The sequence below is a fragment of the Pedococcus badiiscoriae genome, from assembly GCF_013408925.1.
GTDB classification, from domain to species: domain Bacteria; phylum Actinomycetota; class Actinomycetes; order Actinomycetales; family Dermatophilaceae; genus Pedococcus; species Pedococcus badiiscoriae.
In genome coordinates this window covers 3,180,716-3,197,615 of record NZ_JACCAB010000001.1, presented here as the reverse complement: position 1 = coordinate 3,197,615, position 16,900 = coordinate 3,180,716, and the positions used below count along the sequence as shown (strand labels likewise).

The 16,900-nt window shown below is 70.7% G+C and carries 16 protein-coding genes; 6 read left to right on the top strand and 10 right to left on the bottom strand.

From position 1 onward, the window contains the following. The first annotated feature begins 24 nt into the window (after positions 1-24). Entirely contained in the window at positions 25-1,587 is a 1,563-nt protein-coding gene (locus BJ986_RS15075; protein ID WP_179423007.1) for an MFS transporter, read from the top strand. A 141-nt stretch (positions 1,588-1,728) separates the two neighbouring features. Beyond that, a complete protein-coding gene (locus BJ986_RS15070) occupies positions 1,729-2,088 on the top strand; it encodes an RNA polymerase-binding protein RbpA (protein WP_179423005.1) in 360 nt (119 codons plus the stop codon). Positions 2,089-2,156: 68 nt separating this feature from the next. On the opposite strand, the gene BJ986_RS15065 is transcribed toward BJ986_RS15070, so the two are convergent. From BJ986_RS15065 to kdd, 8 genes are all read right to left on the bottom strand, one after another. Further along, positions 2,157-2,657 (bottom strand): FxsA family protein, encoded by a 501-nt coding sequence (locus BJ986_RS15065; RefSeq protein ID WP_179423003.1) that lies wholly within the window; start codon positions 2,655-2,657, stop codon positions 2,157-2,159. Next, positions 2,642-3,427 (bottom strand): polyprenol monophosphomannose synthase, encoded by a 786-nt coding sequence (locus BJ986_RS15060; RefSeq protein WP_179420122.1) that lies wholly within the window; start codon positions 3,425-3,427, stop codon positions 2,642-2,644. Before BJ986_RS15060 ends, BJ986_RS15065 begins: the two co-directional genes overlap by 16 nt. Beyond that, positions 3,420-5,057, bottom strand: a complete 1,638-nt coding sequence (gene lnt, locus BJ986_RS15055) for an apolipoprotein N-acyltransferase (protein WP_337795390.1) — start codon at positions 5,055-5,057, stop codon at positions 3,420-3,422. Before lnt ends, BJ986_RS15060 begins: the two co-directional genes overlap by 8 nt. 418 nt (positions 5,058-5,475) lie before the next feature. After that, positions 5,476-5,889: a 3-aminobutyryl-CoA ammonia lyase gene (gene kal / locus BJ986_RS15050; RefSeq protein ID WP_179422999.1), complete on the bottom strand. Its 414-nt coding sequence runs from the start codon at positions 5,887-5,889 to the stop codon at positions 5,476-5,478. After that, positions 5,886-6,683, bottom strand: coding sequence for a lysine 5,6-aminomutase subunit beta (gene kamE / locus BJ986_RS15045; RefSeq protein WP_179422997.1), 798 nt, complete (start codon positions 6,681-6,683; stop codon positions 5,886-5,888). The genes kal and kamE overlap by 4 nt, the downstream gene beginning before the upstream one ends. An 8-nt stretch (positions 6,684-6,691) precedes the next feature. Further along, positions 6,692-8,281, bottom strand: coding sequence for a lysine 5,6-aminomutase subunit alpha (gene kamD / locus BJ986_RS15040; RefSeq protein WP_337795389.1), 1,590 nt, complete (start codon positions 8,279-8,281; stop codon positions 6,692-6,694). Between the two features lie 46 nt (positions 8,282-8,327). Next, entirely contained in the window at positions 8,328-9,971 is a 1,644-nt protein-coding gene (locus BJ986_RS15035) for an amidohydrolase (protein ID WP_337795388.1), read from the bottom strand. 25 nt (positions 9,972-9,996) lie between these two features. Then, entirely contained in the window at positions 9,997-11,049 is a 1,053-nt protein-coding gene (gene kdd / locus BJ986_RS15030) for an L-erythro-3,5-diaminohexanoate dehydrogenase (protein WP_337795386.1), read from the bottom strand. Positions 11,050-11,135: 86 nt separating this feature from the next. Here kdd and BJ986_RS15025 point away from each other — a divergent pair, with 86 nt between their 5' ends. The 3 genes from BJ986_RS15025 (at position 11,136) to ybaK (ending at position 13,745) form a co-directional block, all read left to right on the top strand. Beyond that, complete coding sequence (locus tag BJ986_RS15025) at positions 11,136-12,581, top strand: KamA family radical SAM protein (protein WP_179422995.1); 1,446 nt, start codon at positions 11,136-11,138, stop codon at positions 12,579-12,581. Between the two features lie 76 nt (positions 12,582-12,657). Next, positions 12,658-13,269 (top strand): biotin transporter BioY, encoded by a 612-nt coding sequence (locus BJ986_RS15020; protein ID WP_179422993.1) that lies wholly within the window; start codon positions 12,658-12,660, stop codon positions 13,267-13,269. Positions 13,270-13,271: 2 nt separating this feature from the next. Continuing rightward, a complete protein-coding gene (ybaK, locus tag BJ986_RS15015) occupies positions 13,272-13,745 on the top strand; it encodes a Cys-tRNA(Pro) deacylase (RefSeq protein ID WP_238338108.1) in 474 nt (157 codons plus the stop codon). 18 nt (positions 13,746-13,763) lie between these two features. Here ybaK and BJ986_RS15010 read toward each other — a convergent pair whose 3' ends face one another. Beyond that, positions 13,764-14,186 (bottom strand): AsnC family transcriptional regulator, encoded by a 423-nt coding sequence (locus BJ986_RS15010; RefSeq protein ID WP_179422991.1) that lies wholly within the window; start codon positions 14,184-14,186, stop codon positions 13,764-13,766. A gap of 48 nt (positions 14,187-14,234) precedes the next feature. On the opposite strand from BJ986_RS15010, the gene BJ986_RS15005 reads away from it, so the two are divergent. Further along, positions 14,235-15,230: a 5'-3' exonuclease gene (locus BJ986_RS15005; RefSeq protein ID WP_179422989.1), complete on the top strand. Its 996-nt coding sequence runs from the start codon at positions 14,235-14,237 to the stop codon at positions 15,228-15,230. Between the two features lie 39 nt (positions 15,231-15,269). On the opposite strand, the gene BJ986_RS15000 is transcribed toward BJ986_RS15005, so the two are convergent. Continuing rightward, entirely contained in the window at positions 15,270-16,628 is a 1,359-nt protein-coding gene (locus BJ986_RS15000) for an HNH endonuclease (RefSeq protein WP_179422986.1), read from the bottom strand. Between the last annotated feature and the right edge of the window lie 272 nt (positions 16,629-16,900).

Sequence of the window (16,900 nt, the reverse complement as noted above, 5' to 3'; positions counted from 1 at the left end):
TGCTCGTTGTGCCACCCTTCACGCATGACAACACGGGAGGCCCCGGCACCGTCGACGTGGGCTGAGCAGGAGCGCTACCACCGGCCCTGGTACTGGTACGACTGGGCGAACTCGGCCTTCGTCACCACCGTGGGCACCGTGCTCTTCGCGCCCTACCTCACGACGGTGGCCAAGAAGGCAGCCTGCCCCACGCTCGCCAGTGACGCGACCTGTCACGTCGACCTGCACGTGGTGCCCGCCGCGGCCCGCCTGCCGAGCGGGGTCTGGCAGGTCGCCCTGGCGCTCACCCTCGTCGGACTGGTCGCGCTGGTCGTCACCGTCGTCCAGATGATCCGCAACAAGCCCGCTCTGCTGCCGACCGCGGTCCCGCTGGCGGTCGCCGGCGCGGGAGTCCTGGTGCTCGTGCTCACGGCCCCGCTCGACCCGGGCTCCGTCGCGTCGTACACCGTGACCCTGTCGACGATCATCTCGGCGATCCTGCTGGTGTTCGTGGGCGCCATCGCCGACCGCACGCCTCGTCCTGCCCGGCTGCTCGGGGCCTTCGCCTGGGCGGGCGCCGTGCCGGCGTCCCTGCTGTTCTTCCTGCACGGGTCGAACTGGCGGTTCGGTGCGCTGATGATGATCCTGGCCACCATCGCGCTCGGATCCTCCCTGGTCGTGTACGACGCCATCCTCTGTCGGATCGCCTCCCCCGACGACCGCGACACCGTGTCCTCGCGCGGCTGGGCGCTGGGCTACCTCGGCGGAGGGCTGCTGCTCGCGCTCAACCTGGTCATCGTCTCCAAGCCGGACCTCATCGGCGTCGACAAGTCGATGGCCGTGCGGATCAGCATGTTGTCGGCGGGCCTGTGGTGGGGCGTGTTCACCCTGATCCCGGTGCGGGGGCTGTGGGACCTTCGGGGCGGCGAGATCGCCAGGGTCGACCAGCCGTCGGCCGGGATCGTCCGCGGCAGCTACGCGCAGCTCGGGCACACCTTCCGCGACCTGCGCACCTACCCGCAGACCCTGATGTTCCTGCTGGCCTATCTGTTCTTCAACGACGGCATCCAGACCGTCATCTCCTCGAGCAGCCTCTACGGGGCCGAACAGCTCAAGTTCGCCCAGGAGCAGCTGATCGCCCTCATCCTGCTCGTCCAGTTCGTGGCGTTCGGTGGGGCGCTCCTCTTCGGCCGCCTCGCGCGCAGCTATGGCGCGTGGCGGACGATCCTCGGGTCCCTGGTGGCCTGGTCAGCCATCGTGGTCGCCGCGTTCTTCGTCCCCGAGAAGGCGTTCATCCCCTTCATCGCCCTCGGCGTGCTCATCGGCATCGTCCTGGGCGGCAGCCAGGCGCTGAGCCGGTCGCTGTTCAGCCAGCTCGTGCCCAAGAGCCGCGAGGCCGAGTTCTTCGCCTTCTACCAGGCCATGGAGCGCGGCACGTCGTGGTTCGGCACGCTGCTGTTCGGCCTGGTCCACCAGCTCACGCACTCCTACCGGCCGGCGATCGTGGCGTTGATCATCTTCTTCGTGCTGGGTTTCGTGCTGCTGCGCAGGGTCGACGTGCGTCAGGGGATCCTCGACGCAGGCAACCAGGTGCCCGCGATCGTCTAACTGTGATTTGCGTCACAGATGCCAACGAATCGGACGTCCCATACGTCGGAACATTGCACGGGTCCACGGCGTTATGCCGTGTGAATCCCCGAGCCCCCACCCGAATGGGCAGGGTACCAAGCACGTTGGGAGAACCCCGTCATGGCAGAGCGCACCCTCCGGGGCAGCCGAATGGTTTCGCACAGTCTCGAGACAGACGACCACGTCGTCCCGAGCGAGCGACAGATCACGTCCTACGTGTGCCCCCTGGGCCACCGGACCGAGCTGCCCTTCTCCATCGAGGCCGAGATCCCGTCTACCTGGGAGTGCCGTTGCGGCGAGGAGGCCCGTCTCGTCGACGGCCCCGAGCCCGAGGTCAAGCAGGTGAAGCACGTGCGTACGCACTGGGACATGTTGCTCGAGCGTCGATCCATCCCTGAGCTCGAGGAGCTCCTCGAGGAGCGCCTGGTCCTGCTGCGCGAGTCACGTGGCGAGAAGCCCCGCCGCAAGCGCACCGCCTGAGGCATCCGAACCGCAGGACAACGACGAGGTCACGCCCGCCAGGGCGTGGCCTTCGTCGTGCCGAGGTCCTAGAGGATCTCTCCCTCGATGACGTCCGGCCCCGCCGGCGGCGGCTGGCCGCCGGGTCCCCCACGCCCGCCGCCGAAGACGCCGCCCAGCAGCCGCTTGGCCACCGCGGCTTCGAGCAGGGTCCTGGCGATCGGCCGGGTGAACGGCAGGATGAAGAAGAACCCCACGATGTCGGTGAGGAAGCCCGGGGCGAGCAGGAGGGTCCCGCCGACCAGGACGAGGGCCGCGTCGGCGAGCTGGTGACTCGGCATCTGCCCCGTGGTGAGGGCCGTCCGCAGCGCCTTCCAGGCCCGGGCGCCCTCCCGTCGGACGAGCCAGGCGCCCAGCGCCGACTCGACGAGGAGCAGCACGAGGGTCTGCCAGCCGCCGATGACCTTGCCGACCGCGATGATGGTCGCGATCTCCAGGATCGGGACGACCAGCAGCAGCACGAACACGACGGCCAGCCAGCGCGGCCGACGTCGTCTCGCGAAGGGGGTGCGTCCTACAGCCGGTGCCACGTGGGTTCCCTACTGCCGAGTCGCCGCACCTGGTCGGCCCGGTGCGCCAGCCCCCAGGAGGTGATCCGGTGCAGCGACTCGCGCATGATGTCGCCGCTCATCTTGGAGTCACCGATCTCGCGCTCGACGAACGTGATCGGCACCTCGACGACCCTCAGGCCGAGCCGGACGGCCCGCTGCGTGAGGTCCACCTGGAAGCAGTAGCCCTGGGAGGCGACGTGGTCCAGACCGATCGTCTCCAGCGCGCTCGCGCGGTAGACCCGGTAGCCCGCGGTGGCGTCGTGGACCGGCATACCGAGCAGGGCGCGGGTGTAGAGGTTGGCACCGACGCTGAGCGCCTTGCGGTGCAGCGGCCAGTTCACCACGGTGCCGCCCCGGACCCAGCGGGCGCCGATCACGAGGTCCGCGTCGGTCAGGGCGGCGAGCAGGGAGGGCAGCTGCTCGGGCTGGTGGGAGCCGTCGGCGTCCATCTCCACGATGGCCCCGTAGCCCTGCTCCATCGCCCAGCCGAAGCCCGCGAGATAGGCGTTGCCGAGCCCCTGCTTGCCGGGACGGTGCAGCACGTGGACCTGGGGGTCCGCGGCGACCAGCTCGTCGGCCACCTGGCCGGTGCCGTCGGGAGAGTTGTCGTCGAGCACCAGGATGTCGGCGGACGGCACCGCGGTGCGGACGCGCTCGACGATGCGCGGCAGGTTCTCACGCTCGTTGTAGGTCGGGATGCACACGAGCACCCGGTCGATCTGGTCGGACAGCACGAACTCGTCAGACAACGACAGGATCCCTTCGTGGTTGAGCCGGTGCGGGGGGTCCGTCGGCGGCGCGACCGACCTTAGCGGTCCGTCGTCCCAGGCACAGACCGAGTGCCAGGAGCGCGACGAACGCCAGCCCCGCGGCATACTCGGGCGTGGGTCCCAGGCGGTCGGACACGGTCACCTCGGTGCGGACGACGGGCGACCCGTACCGAGCCGCTGCGGTGAACAACGTCGTCTTGTCGACGTACGTTCCGTCGGGGTTGATGAACCCGCTCACACCCACCGTGGAGACGTGCACGACCGAGCGGCCGTGCTCGATGGCGCGGATCCGGCTGATCGCGAACTGCTGGTCGGACTCGGCGGTGTAGCCGAACGTCGCGTTGTTGGTCTGCACCGCGAGGATGCTCGCGTCCCGGCCGGGCTGGAGGGTGGAGTCGCGCATCAGCCCGTCGTAGGCCACCTCGAAGCAGATGGTCGGGATGATCCAGTAGGGCCGCTCCCCCGCCACCGGCACCTCGAACCCGCCGGCCCTGTCCCCCTTCGTGAAGTCGCGCGTGACCAGGTCGACCTTGCTGGAGAAGTTGCGGAAGAAGTCGCGGTACGGGATGTACTCGGCGAACGGCACCGGGTGCTGCTTGATGTAGCGCTGCGGGGTCGGGTCGCCCGGACGGTAGAACAGGCTCGCGTTCGACACGTAGGGGTCGGGGCCGTTGAGGACCGCGCCGACGAGGACGGGCGCCTTGGCGGTCTCCACGGCGAGCCGGATGTCGGCCGCCGCGTCGGGGTTCTGGAACGGGTCGATGTCCGAGGAGTTCTCCGGCCAGACGACCAGGCTCGGGGCAGGGTGCCCGGTCGCCACCGCTGCCAGGGTGCCCTGCACGTGGTTGTCCAGCACCTTGCGGCGCTGGGCGTTGAAGTCCAGGCCGGCCTTCGGCACGTTGCCCTGCACGAAGAGGACCGACACCTTCCGGCCATCCGTGGGCGGTGCCGTGGCTACGGCAAGCCCCAGCGGTGCGAGCGCCAGGAGTGTGAGGCCCACCGCGAGAGGCCGGTATGCCGCCGCCTGGGTCCGGCGTGGCCTGCCGACGTGGTGGGTGAGCTCGCGGGCGACCAGGTGCAGGAGGACGCCGAGCGTGGCCACGGCGAAGGTGAGGCCGGGGGCGCCGCCGAACCGGGCGAACGGCGCCAGCGGACTGTCGGCCTGGCTGAAGGCGAGGCGCGCCCACGGGAAACCGCCGAACGGGGTCGTCCCCCGCGCCCATTCCTGGAGCACCCAGGCCAGCGGGACGGCGGCATACGCGAGCGGCCGCAGCCGGGAGGTGAGGAAGGCCTGCTGGACCACAGATGTGAGGGCGCACATGACGGCGAGGTAGAGGGCCTCGAGGGTGGCCAGGGCCACCCAGGGCAGGTTGCCGACGTAGACCCCCGTCCACGACAACGTCGGGAGGAAGAAGGCCAGGCCGTGGGCCAGCCCCAGGAGCAGGGCGAGGCGCCACCGGGCGCCGAAGACCGCCGCGGACAGCAGCCCTACGCCGACCGGGGCGAGCCACCAGATGTCCTGTCCGGGGAAGGCGCTGGAGACCAGGAGGCCGGACCCGATGGCGGCCAGGAGTCGTACTCCTGCGCGCAGGGTGGTGGTGGTCGGCACGGGACCACGGTAGGACACGGAACGGCCCGCACTGCCGTTGGGACCAGCAGGGGGTCGACTGGTTGCCGACATCCTGCTGTTGTCTACTAAGCGCACGGGCCGAGCCGCCGTCCACCACCGCCGAAAGGCGGAGAACCAGTTCGGGTCGTACGTCACTGCTGGCCTGCGGTGGCTGCGCGCGCTAGCCACCGCGCAATGCGTACGTTCCGGCCTGGTTCCCCCCTGGACGACGGTCTTTCGGTGATAACAACCGTGGGCAAACATACCCCCGGGACGAGGGCTGTCAACCCCGTGTTCGCGGACGCGCAGGCGGGCTGGGGGTGGTCACGTGCTCAGGCCAAATCCGTTGTGCTGCAAGGAAACCTCGGTGAATCGACGAACGGTCGGCGTGTCGCGCGCGACACGCCGACCGCGACTCTCAGCTCGCGGGCGCCGCCGGCGCGGGGACCACCACGACCCCGCGGGCCGTCGTGGCCACCACGGGCGGGTCCAGGATCTCAGCCGCGGACTCCCCGCGCTCGGGCGTCCCTCGCCCGACGACCCGCACCTCGAACTCCAGCTCACGGCTGCGGGTGCCGGCCCGGACCAGCCGCGCCTCGATCTCGATGACGTCGCCGGCCCGCACCGGTGCCTTGAACTGGACGTCGGAGTAGGACGCGAAAAGCCCCTCGTCGCCGTCCGTCCTGATGCACATCTCGGTGGCCACGTCGCCGAAGGCAGCCAGCGAGTAGGCGCCGTCGACAAGGTTCCCCGCGTAGTGCGCGTGGCTGTACGGGACGTAGCGGCGATGCGTCACGGTCAGTCCGACGGTTGCAGCGGTGGGGGCGGTCATGACGTCTCCTTCGGGCGGGCGGGTGCCGGGGTGAGGGCGTGGACGAGGTAGCTCGCGACCTCGCCCGGGGTGGTGCCGCGGCCGAAGATGCGGTCCACCCCGAGCTTGGGGGCCGACCCCTCCTCGAAGCGCGGACCGCCGACGACGAGCAACGGCACCTGGCCGGCAGGGTATGCCTCCCGGAACGCCGCACTCATGGTCGTCGTGTTGTGGATGTGCGCGTCACGCTGGGTGACGACCTGGCTGACCATGACCGCGTCGGCCTTCTCGGCCCGGGCCCGGGCGACCAGCTCGGGGACGAGGACCTGGGCGCCGAGGTTCACGACCTTGATCTCCCGGTAGTACTCCAGCCCCTTCTCCCCCGCGAACCCCTTGATGTTGAGGATGGCGTCGATCCCGACCGTGTGGGCGTCCGTGCCGATGCACGCGCCGACGACGACGAGCTTGCGTCGCAGCCGTGACTTGACGGCCTTGTTCACCTCGGCCGGGCTGAGCAGCGGGAACTCGCGCTCGACGACGACCACGTCGCGCAGGTCGACGAGGTGGGTGGCGCTGCCGTAGACGACGAAGAAGGTGAAGTCGGGACCCATCGCCTTGGCGTGCACGAGCAGGGCTGGTTCCAGGCCCATCTTCCTGGCCAGCTGGAGCGCGGCACCCTCGGCCCGCTTGTCGTGCGGGATCGGCAGGGTGAACGAGACCTGCACCATCCCGTCGCCGGTGGTGTCGCCGTAGGGCCGCACGATGTCGGCAGCCGGAGAAGTCGCAGCCGGAGAAGTCGCAGTCGGGGAAGTCATCGGAGAAGTCATCGGTCGGAACCCTCCTCGAGCATGGTCGTGGCCGGGTTGTCGTAGCTCTCGGCCTTGACCACCACCCCGTCGAGACCCTTGCCGCGGTCGGCCGGTCGCTTCATCAGCCCGAAGGTGCCGTCAGCGATCGCCTCGAGCAGGGGCGCCCGGCCGGGCTCATCGGTGATCTGCGTGAGCAGGTCGATCGCCTCGCCCAGCACGCCGCGGGCGCGGGTCTGGATGAAGCCGTCGCGCGGCGGGTGGAAGTCCTCGGTGAGCCCTCCGGCGGCGTTGAGCACGTAGCGGACGTTCTGCAGGGCCAGGTCCCGGTCGGACAGGAACGGCGTCACGACGGCCTCGGTCATCATGCCCACGAGAAGGATCCCCTGCCCCGTCATCGCTCCGACGAGGTTGAAGAACCCGTCGAGCAGGTACCCGCGGAACACGTCACCGGTCATGTGCTTGGTGGGAGGCATCCACTTCAGCGGCGCCTTCGGGAAGAGCTGGCGCGCGAGCAGGGCATGCGCGAGCTCCATCCGGAACGAGTCGGGCAGCTCGGGGTTGATCTCGAACGCGTGGCCCAGGCCGAGCTGCCAGTCCTCGAGCCCGGCCTCCTTGGCGAAGTACTCGTTGAGCAGCTGGCTCACCGTGACCGTGTGCGCGGCCTCGACCGCGTCGGCGGTGGTGAGGTAGTTGTCCTCGCCGGTGTTGATGATGATCCCGGCGCGAGCGTGGATCTGGCGGCTGAACCGCTGGTCGACGAAGGTGCGGATCGGGTTGATGTCGCGGAAGAGGATCCCGTACATCGAGTCGTTGAGCATCATGTCGAGCCGCTCGAGCCCGGCCAGGGTGGCGATCTCGGGCATGCAGAGCCCGGACGCGTAGTTGGTCAGCCGGATGTAGCGGCCCAGCTCCTTGGACGTCTCGTCCAGGGCCGCCCGCATGAGGCGGAAGTTCTCCTGGGTGGCGTAGGTGCCGGCATACCCCTCGCGGGTGGCGCCCTCGGGCACGTAGTCGAGCAGGGACTGTCCGGTGGAGCGGATCACCGCGATGATGTCGGCGCCCTCGCGCGCGGCGGCCTGGGCCTGCGGGATGTCCTCGTAGATGTCGCCGGTGGCGACGATGAGGTAGATCCACGGACGCTGCTGCGGGTCGCCATGGCGCCTGATGAGCCGGTCCCGGGTGGCGCGCTGCTTGTCGATGGCGCGCAGGCCCCGGCTCACCTCGCGGCGGGCGTCCTTGGCTGCCGCGGTGGCGGCCCTGCCCTCGGGGAGCCGGAACTGGACCGAGCCGCTCGCGGCCTTCTGGGCGAGGGTCAGCAGGTCCGGCGCCTCCCCCCGCCGCAGGGCGTCGAAGACCGGGCTGGTGATGCCGTGCTCGAGCCCGACCTCGCCGCGCACCGCGTCCACGAGGTGGTTGACCCACGGGACCCGCTCGTGGTCGGCGCCGGAGAGCCCCGCGAGACGCAGGGTGGCGCGCTCGACACTGACGGTGGTGTGGCTCTGGGCCAGCTTGACGACGGGTCGGCCGGCCTTGCGGGCCAGGGTGCGGGCCCGGCGGACGTCGGCCGGGTCGAGATCGAGGAGAGGTTTCACACGCGAAGACACGCGGCAAATCTAGCAGCGAGGGAGAGAATTTCCGGCGGGGTAGTTCTCAGGCCGTAAATCCTTCCCTGTCGAAGACGATCCGCCCGCGGACGACCGTGCGCAGGCAGGTCGGTGCGGCCTGGCCCGGCGACAGGTCCGGCAGTCCCGGCGTCCCGGACCGGGGGTCGGTCGACCACGTCTGGATGCGGTCGTCGGGGGCCTGGACGACCAGGTCGCCCACCTCCCACACGGCGAAGCTGGCGGGCAGACCCAGGTCGAGGTAACCGCGGTCGGCGAACCCCGCAGCGCGCCAGCCGCCCCGGGTGTGGGCCAGGAAGGCCGATCGGGCCGACACCCGCTGGCTCTCGTCGTGGTGGAACGCGGCGGCGCGGACGGCTTCCCAGGGGGCGAACGGCGTGACCGGCGAGTCGGACCCGAACGCGACCGTCATCCCGGCCGCCATCATGGCCGCGATGGGGTTCATCGGGGCGCTGTCGCCCCCCGCGCGGCCGTGCACGCGGTCGGCACCCAGCCGCTCGGCATACATCCCCTGGTCGCCGCCCCAGAAGGCGTCGAAGGCAGGCTGGACGCTGGCACTGACCCCGAGCCTGACCAGCCGCTCGATGCCCGCAGGCGAGACCATCTCGAGGTGTTCGAGCCGGTGTCGGGACCGCGTGACGACGGGCGCGCCGACCAGAGCGGCGGCAGCCTCGAAGCCCGCGATGGCGGTGTCCACCCCGGCATCGCCGATGACGTGGAAGCCGGCCTGCAGGCCGGCGAGCGAGCAGGCAGCGACGTGGTCGCGCACCTGCTCGACGGTGAGGTAGGCGTTGCCGGTGTGGCCGGGGGCGTCGGTGTAGTCGGCGCGCAGGTGGGCGGTGCGTGAGCCGATGGACCCGTCGATGTTGAGGTCGCCGGCGAGGCCGCGGGCGCCACGCAGCGTGGCGACGTCGCGGGCTTCCGCCTCGTCCGCCACGAGCTGCGCCCAGTAGCCGATCGTCTGCGGCCCGTCGCCCCGCCCCCCCGCCGCCAGGACGTCGGCGAAGTCGTCGGTGCCCGACAGGGTGCGGCCGCCGTTCTCCTGGACCAGGGCGATCCCGGCCGCTGCCGCGGCCCGGAGTGCGAGGTCGATGTCCTCGCGTCGCTGTGCCGGGGTGACCGCGCCGTTGAACGCCTCCCGAGCCGCGTGGTGGGCGTCCCGGGTGACGAGGCCGTCACCTTCCCAACCCGGAAGGTCGCGGGCACCCGAGGCAGCCGCGAGGGCCGAGGAGATGACCGCGGAGTGACCGTCGACGCGGGGCGAGTAGACCACGCCGCCATAGGTCGCCCGGTCCAGCTCGGCGCCCGTGTGGGGGCGGCGCTCCGCCCAGGTCGCCTGGTCCCAGTTCGGCGCGTAGACCGGCCGGCCCTGGTTGGCCCGGGCCGCGTCCTCGATCCGGCTCAGGGCCTGGACCACCGACAGCGTCGTGCCCAGGTCGACCCCCCGCAGGCCCGCACCGGTCTGGGAGGTGTGGGCATGGGCATCGACGAACGCCGGCGCCACGAGGGCTCCGTCGAGCTCCACCACCTCGTCGACCGCGTCGACGTGCACCGTCGCGGCGTCGTCTCCACCGATCCAGGCGATGGTGCCCGTCGCGTCGTCCACCACCATCGCATTCGCGAAGGGGTCGATCGGGGTGTAGACGAAGCCGCCGCGGTAGAGAGTGCTCACGGTGCCAGTCTGCCCACCGCTGTGCCTACTCCTCGAGCCGACCCTCGAACAGACCACGGACCGCGGCGCTGCCCCGGACCAGGTCCAGCGCGTAGGCCGCGTGGCCCGGGACGTAGCCGTTGCCCACGAGCATCCGCACGTCCGCCGCGACGCCCTCCGCGCCCAGGGCCGCGGCGGCGAAGTTCGTCGCCATCGAGAAGAAGATGATGGTGCCGCCCTGCGCCGTCGACAGGATGGCGGGCTGCTCGCAGCCCGGGACGTCGACGCAGACGACGGTGACGTCGGCGGGTCCACCTGCCGCCGCGACGGCCTCCGACAGCCCGAGCGGGCTGCGTGCGTCCGCGATGACCACCTCGTCTGCCAAGCCGGTCCCGGACAGCAGGTCGGCCTCGCGCTGGAACGGGACCACCGCGATCCGGCGCCCGGCACCGGCGTCCGCAGCGGCGGCGAGGGACAGCGAGCCCGATTTGCCGGCCCCGCCGAGCACGCAGACGGTGGGGCTGGCTCCGCGCGCGGAATACTCCCCCACCACACGTGCCACCAGCGCCGGGGCGCCACACACGTCCATCACCATGAGGGCGAGGTCGGGGCTGAGGTCCTCGGGCAGCCGCGCGGCGATCGACCGCCCGAACAAGATCGCATGCCCCTGCGCAGGCACGCGCTCGGAGCGACCGTCCCAGCGGGCGAGCCCGTCAGTGATGACGAGCGGGGTGAGCGACAGGGACACCAGGGTGGCGACCCGGTCGCCCACGGACAGGCCCAGGGGGGACTGCGGTCCGACCTCCTCTACCGTGCCGATGAGCATGCCGCCGGAGCCGGTCACGGGGTTCTGCATCTTGCCGCGCGTCGCGACGATGTCGAGGACCTCGGCGCGGACCGCGTCGCCGTCGCCGTCGTGCTTCTCGGACAGCTGGCGGTAGGACGCCGCGTCGAGGTTGAGCGTCTCGATGCTGATGCGGACCTCGTCCGGCCACAGCTGTGGCGAGGCGTCGAGCCGTCGGGCTGCCTGGGGCAGCGTGGCTCCCACCGGCTCGAGGACGCGGTGCAGACCCACCGGCGAGGAGGGGGTGCGAGACACAGAATCTCCCATCAATTGCGACACGGGGCGCAAATCTTGCGGTCGTATGTCGATTTCATCGGAACCTGTCCCGTATCCTGCCACGTATGAGCACCGCGATCGAGCAGCCCTATGTCTACCGCCACCGCGAGCTGGTGGAGCCCGACTGGACCCGTTTCGCGGGATGGCGGGACGTCACCGCGCAGGACTGGGCGAGCGCCCAGTGGCAGCGGGCGCACTGCGTCAAGAACATCAAGCAGCTGCGCGAGCTGATGGGCGACCTGCTCACCGAGGCGTTCTACGCCGACCTCCAGCGCGACCAGGCCGAGCGCGCCACGATGTCGATGCTCGTCCCCCCGCAGATGATGAACACCATGGTCAGCGAGCTGACCTGGGCCGACGGCCGGATGCCGGCCGCGGGTGCCGAGTTCACCCGGGCGTTCTACGCGGACCCGGTCCGCCGCTACATGCTCCCGGTGTTCTCCGACCGCCGGACGGACTGGCCCAGCCACCCGCACGCGACGCGCGACAGCCTGCACGAGCACGACATGTGGGTGGCCGAGGGCCTCACCCACCGCTACCCCACCAAGGTGCTCGCCGAGCTGCTCCCGACCTGCCCCCAGTACTGCGGCCACTGCACCCGCATGGACCTCGTCGGCAACTCGACTGCCGTCGTCGACAAGCTCAAGCTCACCGGCAAGCCGGTGGACCGGTATGCCGCGATGCTCGCCTACCTGCAACAGACGCCCCAGGTGCGCGACGTCGTGGTCTCCGGCGGCGACGTGGCGAACATGCCGTGGAAGAACCTCGAGGGCTTCATCGACAAGCTGCTCGACGTGGACAACATCCGCGACATCCGCCTGGCGACCAAGGCCCTGATGGGCCTTCCCCAGCACTGGCTGCAGCCCGATGTCGTCGAGGGGGTCGCGCGGGTGTCCGCGAAGGCCCGGTCCCGCGGCGTCTCGCTCGCCATCCACACCCACGTCAACAACGCCCAGTCCGTGACGCCGCTGGTGGCCGACGCGTCCAAGGCGATGCTCGAGGCGGGGGTGCGCGACGTCCGCAACCAGGGCGTGCTCATGCGCGGCGTCAACGACTCGGTGGAGCAGCTGCTCGACCTGTGCTTCGCCCTGCAGGACGACGCGATGATCACGCCGTACTACTTCTACATGTGCGACATGATCCCGTTCTCGGAGCACTGGCGCCTGTCGCTCGCGGAGGCGCAGCACCTCCAGCACTCGATGATGGGCTACCTGCCGGGGTTCGCCACGCCGCGCATCGTGTGCGACGTGCCGTTCGTCGGCAAGCGCTGGGTGCACCAGGTCGACAGCTACGACACCGAGCGCGGGATGTCGTTCTGGCGCAAGAACTACCGGACCTCCATCGAGAGCGCCGACACGGACGCGCTCTCGCGCGACTACGTCTACTACGACCCGATCTACACCCTCCCCGAAGCGGGCCAGCGGTGGTGGCGCGAGCAGGGCGACCACGAGGCAGCCCACGCGGTCGCCGTCGAGCGCGCCGCGGCGAGCCGCGAGGCATCCCTGGTCTGACGGGTGGTCGCGAGTGTGACGTGTCTCGCGCGGGGGTCGGTCCTGAGGCCCGGCTGAGCTTCGCTAGGTTGCTCCCGTGACTGCTATCGCCCTGCCCCGCAAGCGCGTCCTCGCCGACTACGTCCCCGCCGTCGTGGGCGTGCCTGCCTGGGTCGGTGCGCGCGTCCGTGACCTCCTGCTCATCGCCGCTGGTGCCGGCTTCATCGGGCTGCTGTCCCAGTGGAGTGTGCCGCTGCCCGGGACCCCTGTCCCGCTGTCCCTCGGCACGTTCGCGGTGTTGCTGACAGGAGCCTCCCTGGGTGGCCTGCGTGCCCTGCTGAGCGTCGGTACCTACCTCGTGGCTGGTGGCCTCGGCGTCAACTGGTTCGCCGGGCACAAGGACGGCTGGGGCGGTCCCACCTTCGGCTACGTCATCGGCTTCGTCATCGCGGCCACGGTCGTCGGCTGGCTGGCCCAGCGGGGCGGTGACCGCACCGTGGTCAGGACCGCCGTCACCATGGTGCTCGGCAACCTGGTCATCTACGCCGTGGGCGTGTCCTGGCTGATGAACGCGACCGGGATGGACCTGCAGGCCGGCCTCACAGCCGGCATGACCCCGTTCCTCATCGGCGATGCCATCAAGATCGCGGCGGCAGCCGGTCTCCTCCCGGCGGCCTGGTCGCTCGTGAACCGCGTCGAGAAGCGCTGAGGTTGGCCTCGGGCACCCCCGCCACGACAGCCCTGACCCGGCTCGGGCTGGCCTTCGAGCTGCACTCCTACGACCACGACCCCGCGGCGGCCTCCTACGGACTGGAGGCCGCCGCGGCGCTGTCCGTGCCACCTGGGCAGGTCTTCAAGACCCTCCTCGTCGTCGGGGACTCCGGGCTCGCGGTGGGCGTCGTGCCGGTCGACCGCCAGCTCGACCTCAAGGCCGTCGCCTCGGCTCTGGGTCTGAAGAAAGTGGCCATGGCCCAACCTGGCGACGCGGAGCGGTCCACCGGGTACGTCGTCGGCGGGATCTCCCCCATCGGTCAGAAGCGGGCCCTGCCGACGGTCGTCGACTCGTCGGCGCTGGAGCTCGAGCGGGTCTACGTCTCCGGCGGCCGACGGGGCCTGGACATCTCCCTCGCGCCGACCGACCTGGTCGCGGTGACCCGCGCCACGGTGGCCTCGATCGCCCGCTGAGGCGAGGTCGAGCGGGGGTCACTCCCAGGGGGTGGAGAGGACCACGGTGGTGCGCGTCGCGACGTTGGCGGCAGACCGGATCCGGGCCAGCAGGGTCTCGAGGTCGCCGGGGGTGCGCACCCGGGCCTTGAGGATGTAGTTCTCCTCCCCCGCCACGGAGTGGCAGGCCTCGAGCTCGGTGATGTCGCGAAGCCGGTCCGGGATGTCGTCGGGCGCAGCGGGGTCCAGGGGCGAGATCGAGATGAAGGCGGTCAGCGGAAGGTCGAGGGCTGCGTGGTCGACGATCGCGGTGTACCCCTTGAGGACCCCCCGCTCCTCGAGCCGACGCACGCGTTGGTGCACGGCGGAGGTGGACAGGCCCATGGCCTTGCCCAGGTCGGTGTAGCTCATCCGACCATCGGCGCGCAGCAGGTCGACGATGCGTCGATCGAGGTCTTCCACGCCCACACCCTACTGAGGAGCGGCGTCGCGGGTGGCAACATGTCCGCCATGACCTCGCCCGACAGCTCCGGCCGTCTCATGCTGCTCGACAGCGCCTCGTTGTACTTCCGCGCGTTCTTCGGGGTGCCCGACCAGCGCAGTGACCCGTCGCAGCCGCCCACCAACGCGATTCGCGGGTTCCTCGACATGATCGCGTCCTTGGTCAGCACCCACCAGCCGACCCACCTCGTGGCCTGTTGGGACAACGACTGGCGACCGCAGTGGCGGGTCGACCTCCTCCCGAGCTACAAGGCCCACCGGGTGACCCAGGAGTCGCCGGCCCCCGCGCCGGGCGCCGCGCCTGACCAGGCCCACCCCGCCTCGGATGACACCGTCCCTGAGGAGGTCCCCGACGACCTGGCCCCGCAGGTACCAGTCATCGTCGACGCGCTGAAGGCGCTGGGAATCGCTCGGCTCGGCGCTGACGGCTTCGAGGCAGACGACGTGATCGGCACGCTGGCCACCAGGTGGGGTGGCCGGATGGACGTCGACATCGTGACGGGAGATCGAGATCTCCTCCAGCTCGTCGACGACGCCCGCGGAGTGCGCGTTCTCTACACGGGCAAGGGCGGGGTGCGTGATCCCGACCTCGCGACCCAGAACTACCTGCGCTCCCGGTATGCCGTGGACACCGGTGACGCCTATCTGGACATGTCAGTCCTGCGCGGCGACACCAGTGACGGGCTTCCCGGGGTCAAGGGCATCGGCGACAAGACCGCGGCCCAGCTCATCGCCGAGCACGGCTCGCTGACCGGTCTCCGGGCGGCGGTGGACTCCGGGTCCCCGGCCATCAAGGGAGCCCGGCGGGCCAACCTCGAGGCGGCGACGGCCTACCTCGACGTGGCCCCCACCGTGGTGCGAGTGACCCGTGATGTACCGGTCGCCTCCGTCGACATGACACTGCCGCGCGAGGTCGCCGACCCCGTCCTGATGAGCCGGATCGCCAGCGAGTTCGGGGTGACCAGCTCCTTCAACCGGGTGCTGTCGGCCCTGCGCATCGAGTAGGACTGATTAAGGCTGGCTGGCGACCGTCACGGCGACCCGTCACGCAGCGGCCAACCTGAGCTCGAGCGCCCGCTCCGCCCAGCTGAAGTCGGGGCGCGAACCATCGGCCGCCCGATCACCACCGCCGCCATCGAACAGTGGTGGCGCGGTGGAGTCGTAGAGGTGACCGGTAGGGGTCCGGAGTCGAACCCGGTGTCGCTGCGTCAGGCCCTGGCTGGTCTGCCCGGGACTGACCACCTGTGCGCTCCAGCCCCGGGCCTCCTTGGCCTGGTTGCACGCTGCACACAGGCCCTGGCCGTTGGCCGCGCTGGTGGGTCCGTCACGACCGGCGGCGACGACGTGGTCGGCATGGCGGACCGGGGCATCGCACCACGGAGTCCGGCAGACCTTGTCGCGCAGGACGAGAAACCGCCGCAGTCCCTCGGGGAACAACCGCCGTCTGCTCTCCAGGCCGACGAGCTGGCATTCTCCAGCGGCAAAGAGCCGACGGAACCAGATCGGTGCGCCACTGGCGGCCGCCGCGCTCAGCAGGGTCCGAGCCGCCCCAGCGCCGATCGGCCCGTGACCCACGAGCTCCGCTGTGGAGTCCTCGGTGCCCAGCAGCGCGTCCACGGGCAGCACGAGGTTGACCTCGATCGGGACGGCCTCGGCGGTGGCTTGTCCGGTGACCCGCTCGACCAACGTGTCGGCCATGATCTGACCCCGTCCGCGCTCGTCACCTCCCGCGATCAGCTCCCTCGCGCGGCGGTCCAACGCGGCATACGTGGCGACGCCCGCGGCCACGGGAAGCAGGCCACTGAGGTAGGTCATCGTGTCCGGCGCTGGGCGCAGTGAGACGCACCGCTCCGCGGCCGCCTTGCTGGCCCTGCGGGCCACGGACTCGGGGTCCAGCTGCGCAGCCAGCCCTCGCGCCGCACGGGCAACCTGCGCGTCCCCCATCGAGGGAAGGTCGCCAGCCAGCCGGCGGTCCACCTCGCGGCGGTCGTCCACCGTCAGCACTGCGGTCTCGCGGCACAGGATGGTCGCCCGCCACTCGCTGACGCGGCCCGCGGTGAGGTGGGCCAGCGTGTGCGGCATCTCGCGCACCATCGCCCGGGCGAAACCCAGGTGCCGGGACCCCCGGTGGGGTGAGTCACGCCGGGCCAAGGCGATCTGGGCGGCCACTCCCCTACCTCGCTCGCGGGCCGGCACCCCGGCTGCGGCCTGTGCGGCCTCCTGCGACTCGGCGAACGCCACCGACAACCTCGCCTGGGCGGCCGACACCGCGGCCTTGAGGACCTCGAGCTCAGTGATCAGGTCGATGCGTTCGCCGTCGCAGCCGCCCTCGAGGGTGCGCAGTGAAGCCACGACCGTGCTGAGTCCCTCCACGGCCTGCGACCCATGCCCCGATTCGAACATGTGTCCACTCTAGAGGTGAGGTCTGACATCCCTGTCGAAGCCACCTTCCTCAACCATGCGATCGGCTCTTCGACTCTGGCTCGGGGTCCGCCCCGTGAACAGCACTTGCTCATGAAGGACCTAGGTACGCGACGTGGAGTGGCTGTGGCACACGATGCGGACCTCCCTGGTGGTGTGCCCGGCGCGCGTCGACGACGTCGCTGAAGTTCACGTGGAGGATGTAGTGCTGCTGTCCGGCCCACCGGCCTCACGTACGCCCGAGGCGACTGCCC

What these genes read in the sequence shown, in the direction of transcription:
- BJ986_RS15005 (WP_179422989.1), top strand. Translation starts at nt 14,235, where the DNA reads ATGACCTCGCCCGACAGCTCCGGCCGTCTCATGCTGCTCGACAGCGCC.
- kamE (WP_179422997.1), bottom strand. Translation starts at nt 6,683, where the DNA reads ATGACTTCCCCGACTGCGACTTCTCCGGCTGCGACTTCTCCGGCTGCC.
- BJ986_RS15025 (WP_179422995.1), top strand. Translation starts at nt 11,136, where the DNA reads ATGAGCACCGCGATCGAGCAGCCCTATGTCTACCGCCACCGCGAGCTG.
- BJ986_RS15070 (WP_179423005.1), top strand. Translation starts at nt 1,729, where the DNA reads ATGGCAGAGCGCACCCTCCGGGGCAGCCGAATGGTTTCGCACAGTCTC.
- BJ986_RS15000 (WP_179422986.1), bottom strand. Translation starts at nt 16,628, where the DNA reads ATGTTCGAATCGGGGCATGGGTCGCAGGCCGTGGAGGGACTCAGCACG.
- kal (WP_179422999.1), bottom strand. Translation starts at nt 5,889, where the DNA reads ATGACCGCCCCCACCGCTGCAACCGTCGGACTGACCGTGACGCATCGC.
- BJ986_RS15075 (WP_179423007.1), top strand. Translation starts at nt 25, where the DNA reads ATGACAACACGGGAGGCCCCGGCACCGTCGACGTGGGCTGAGCAGGAG.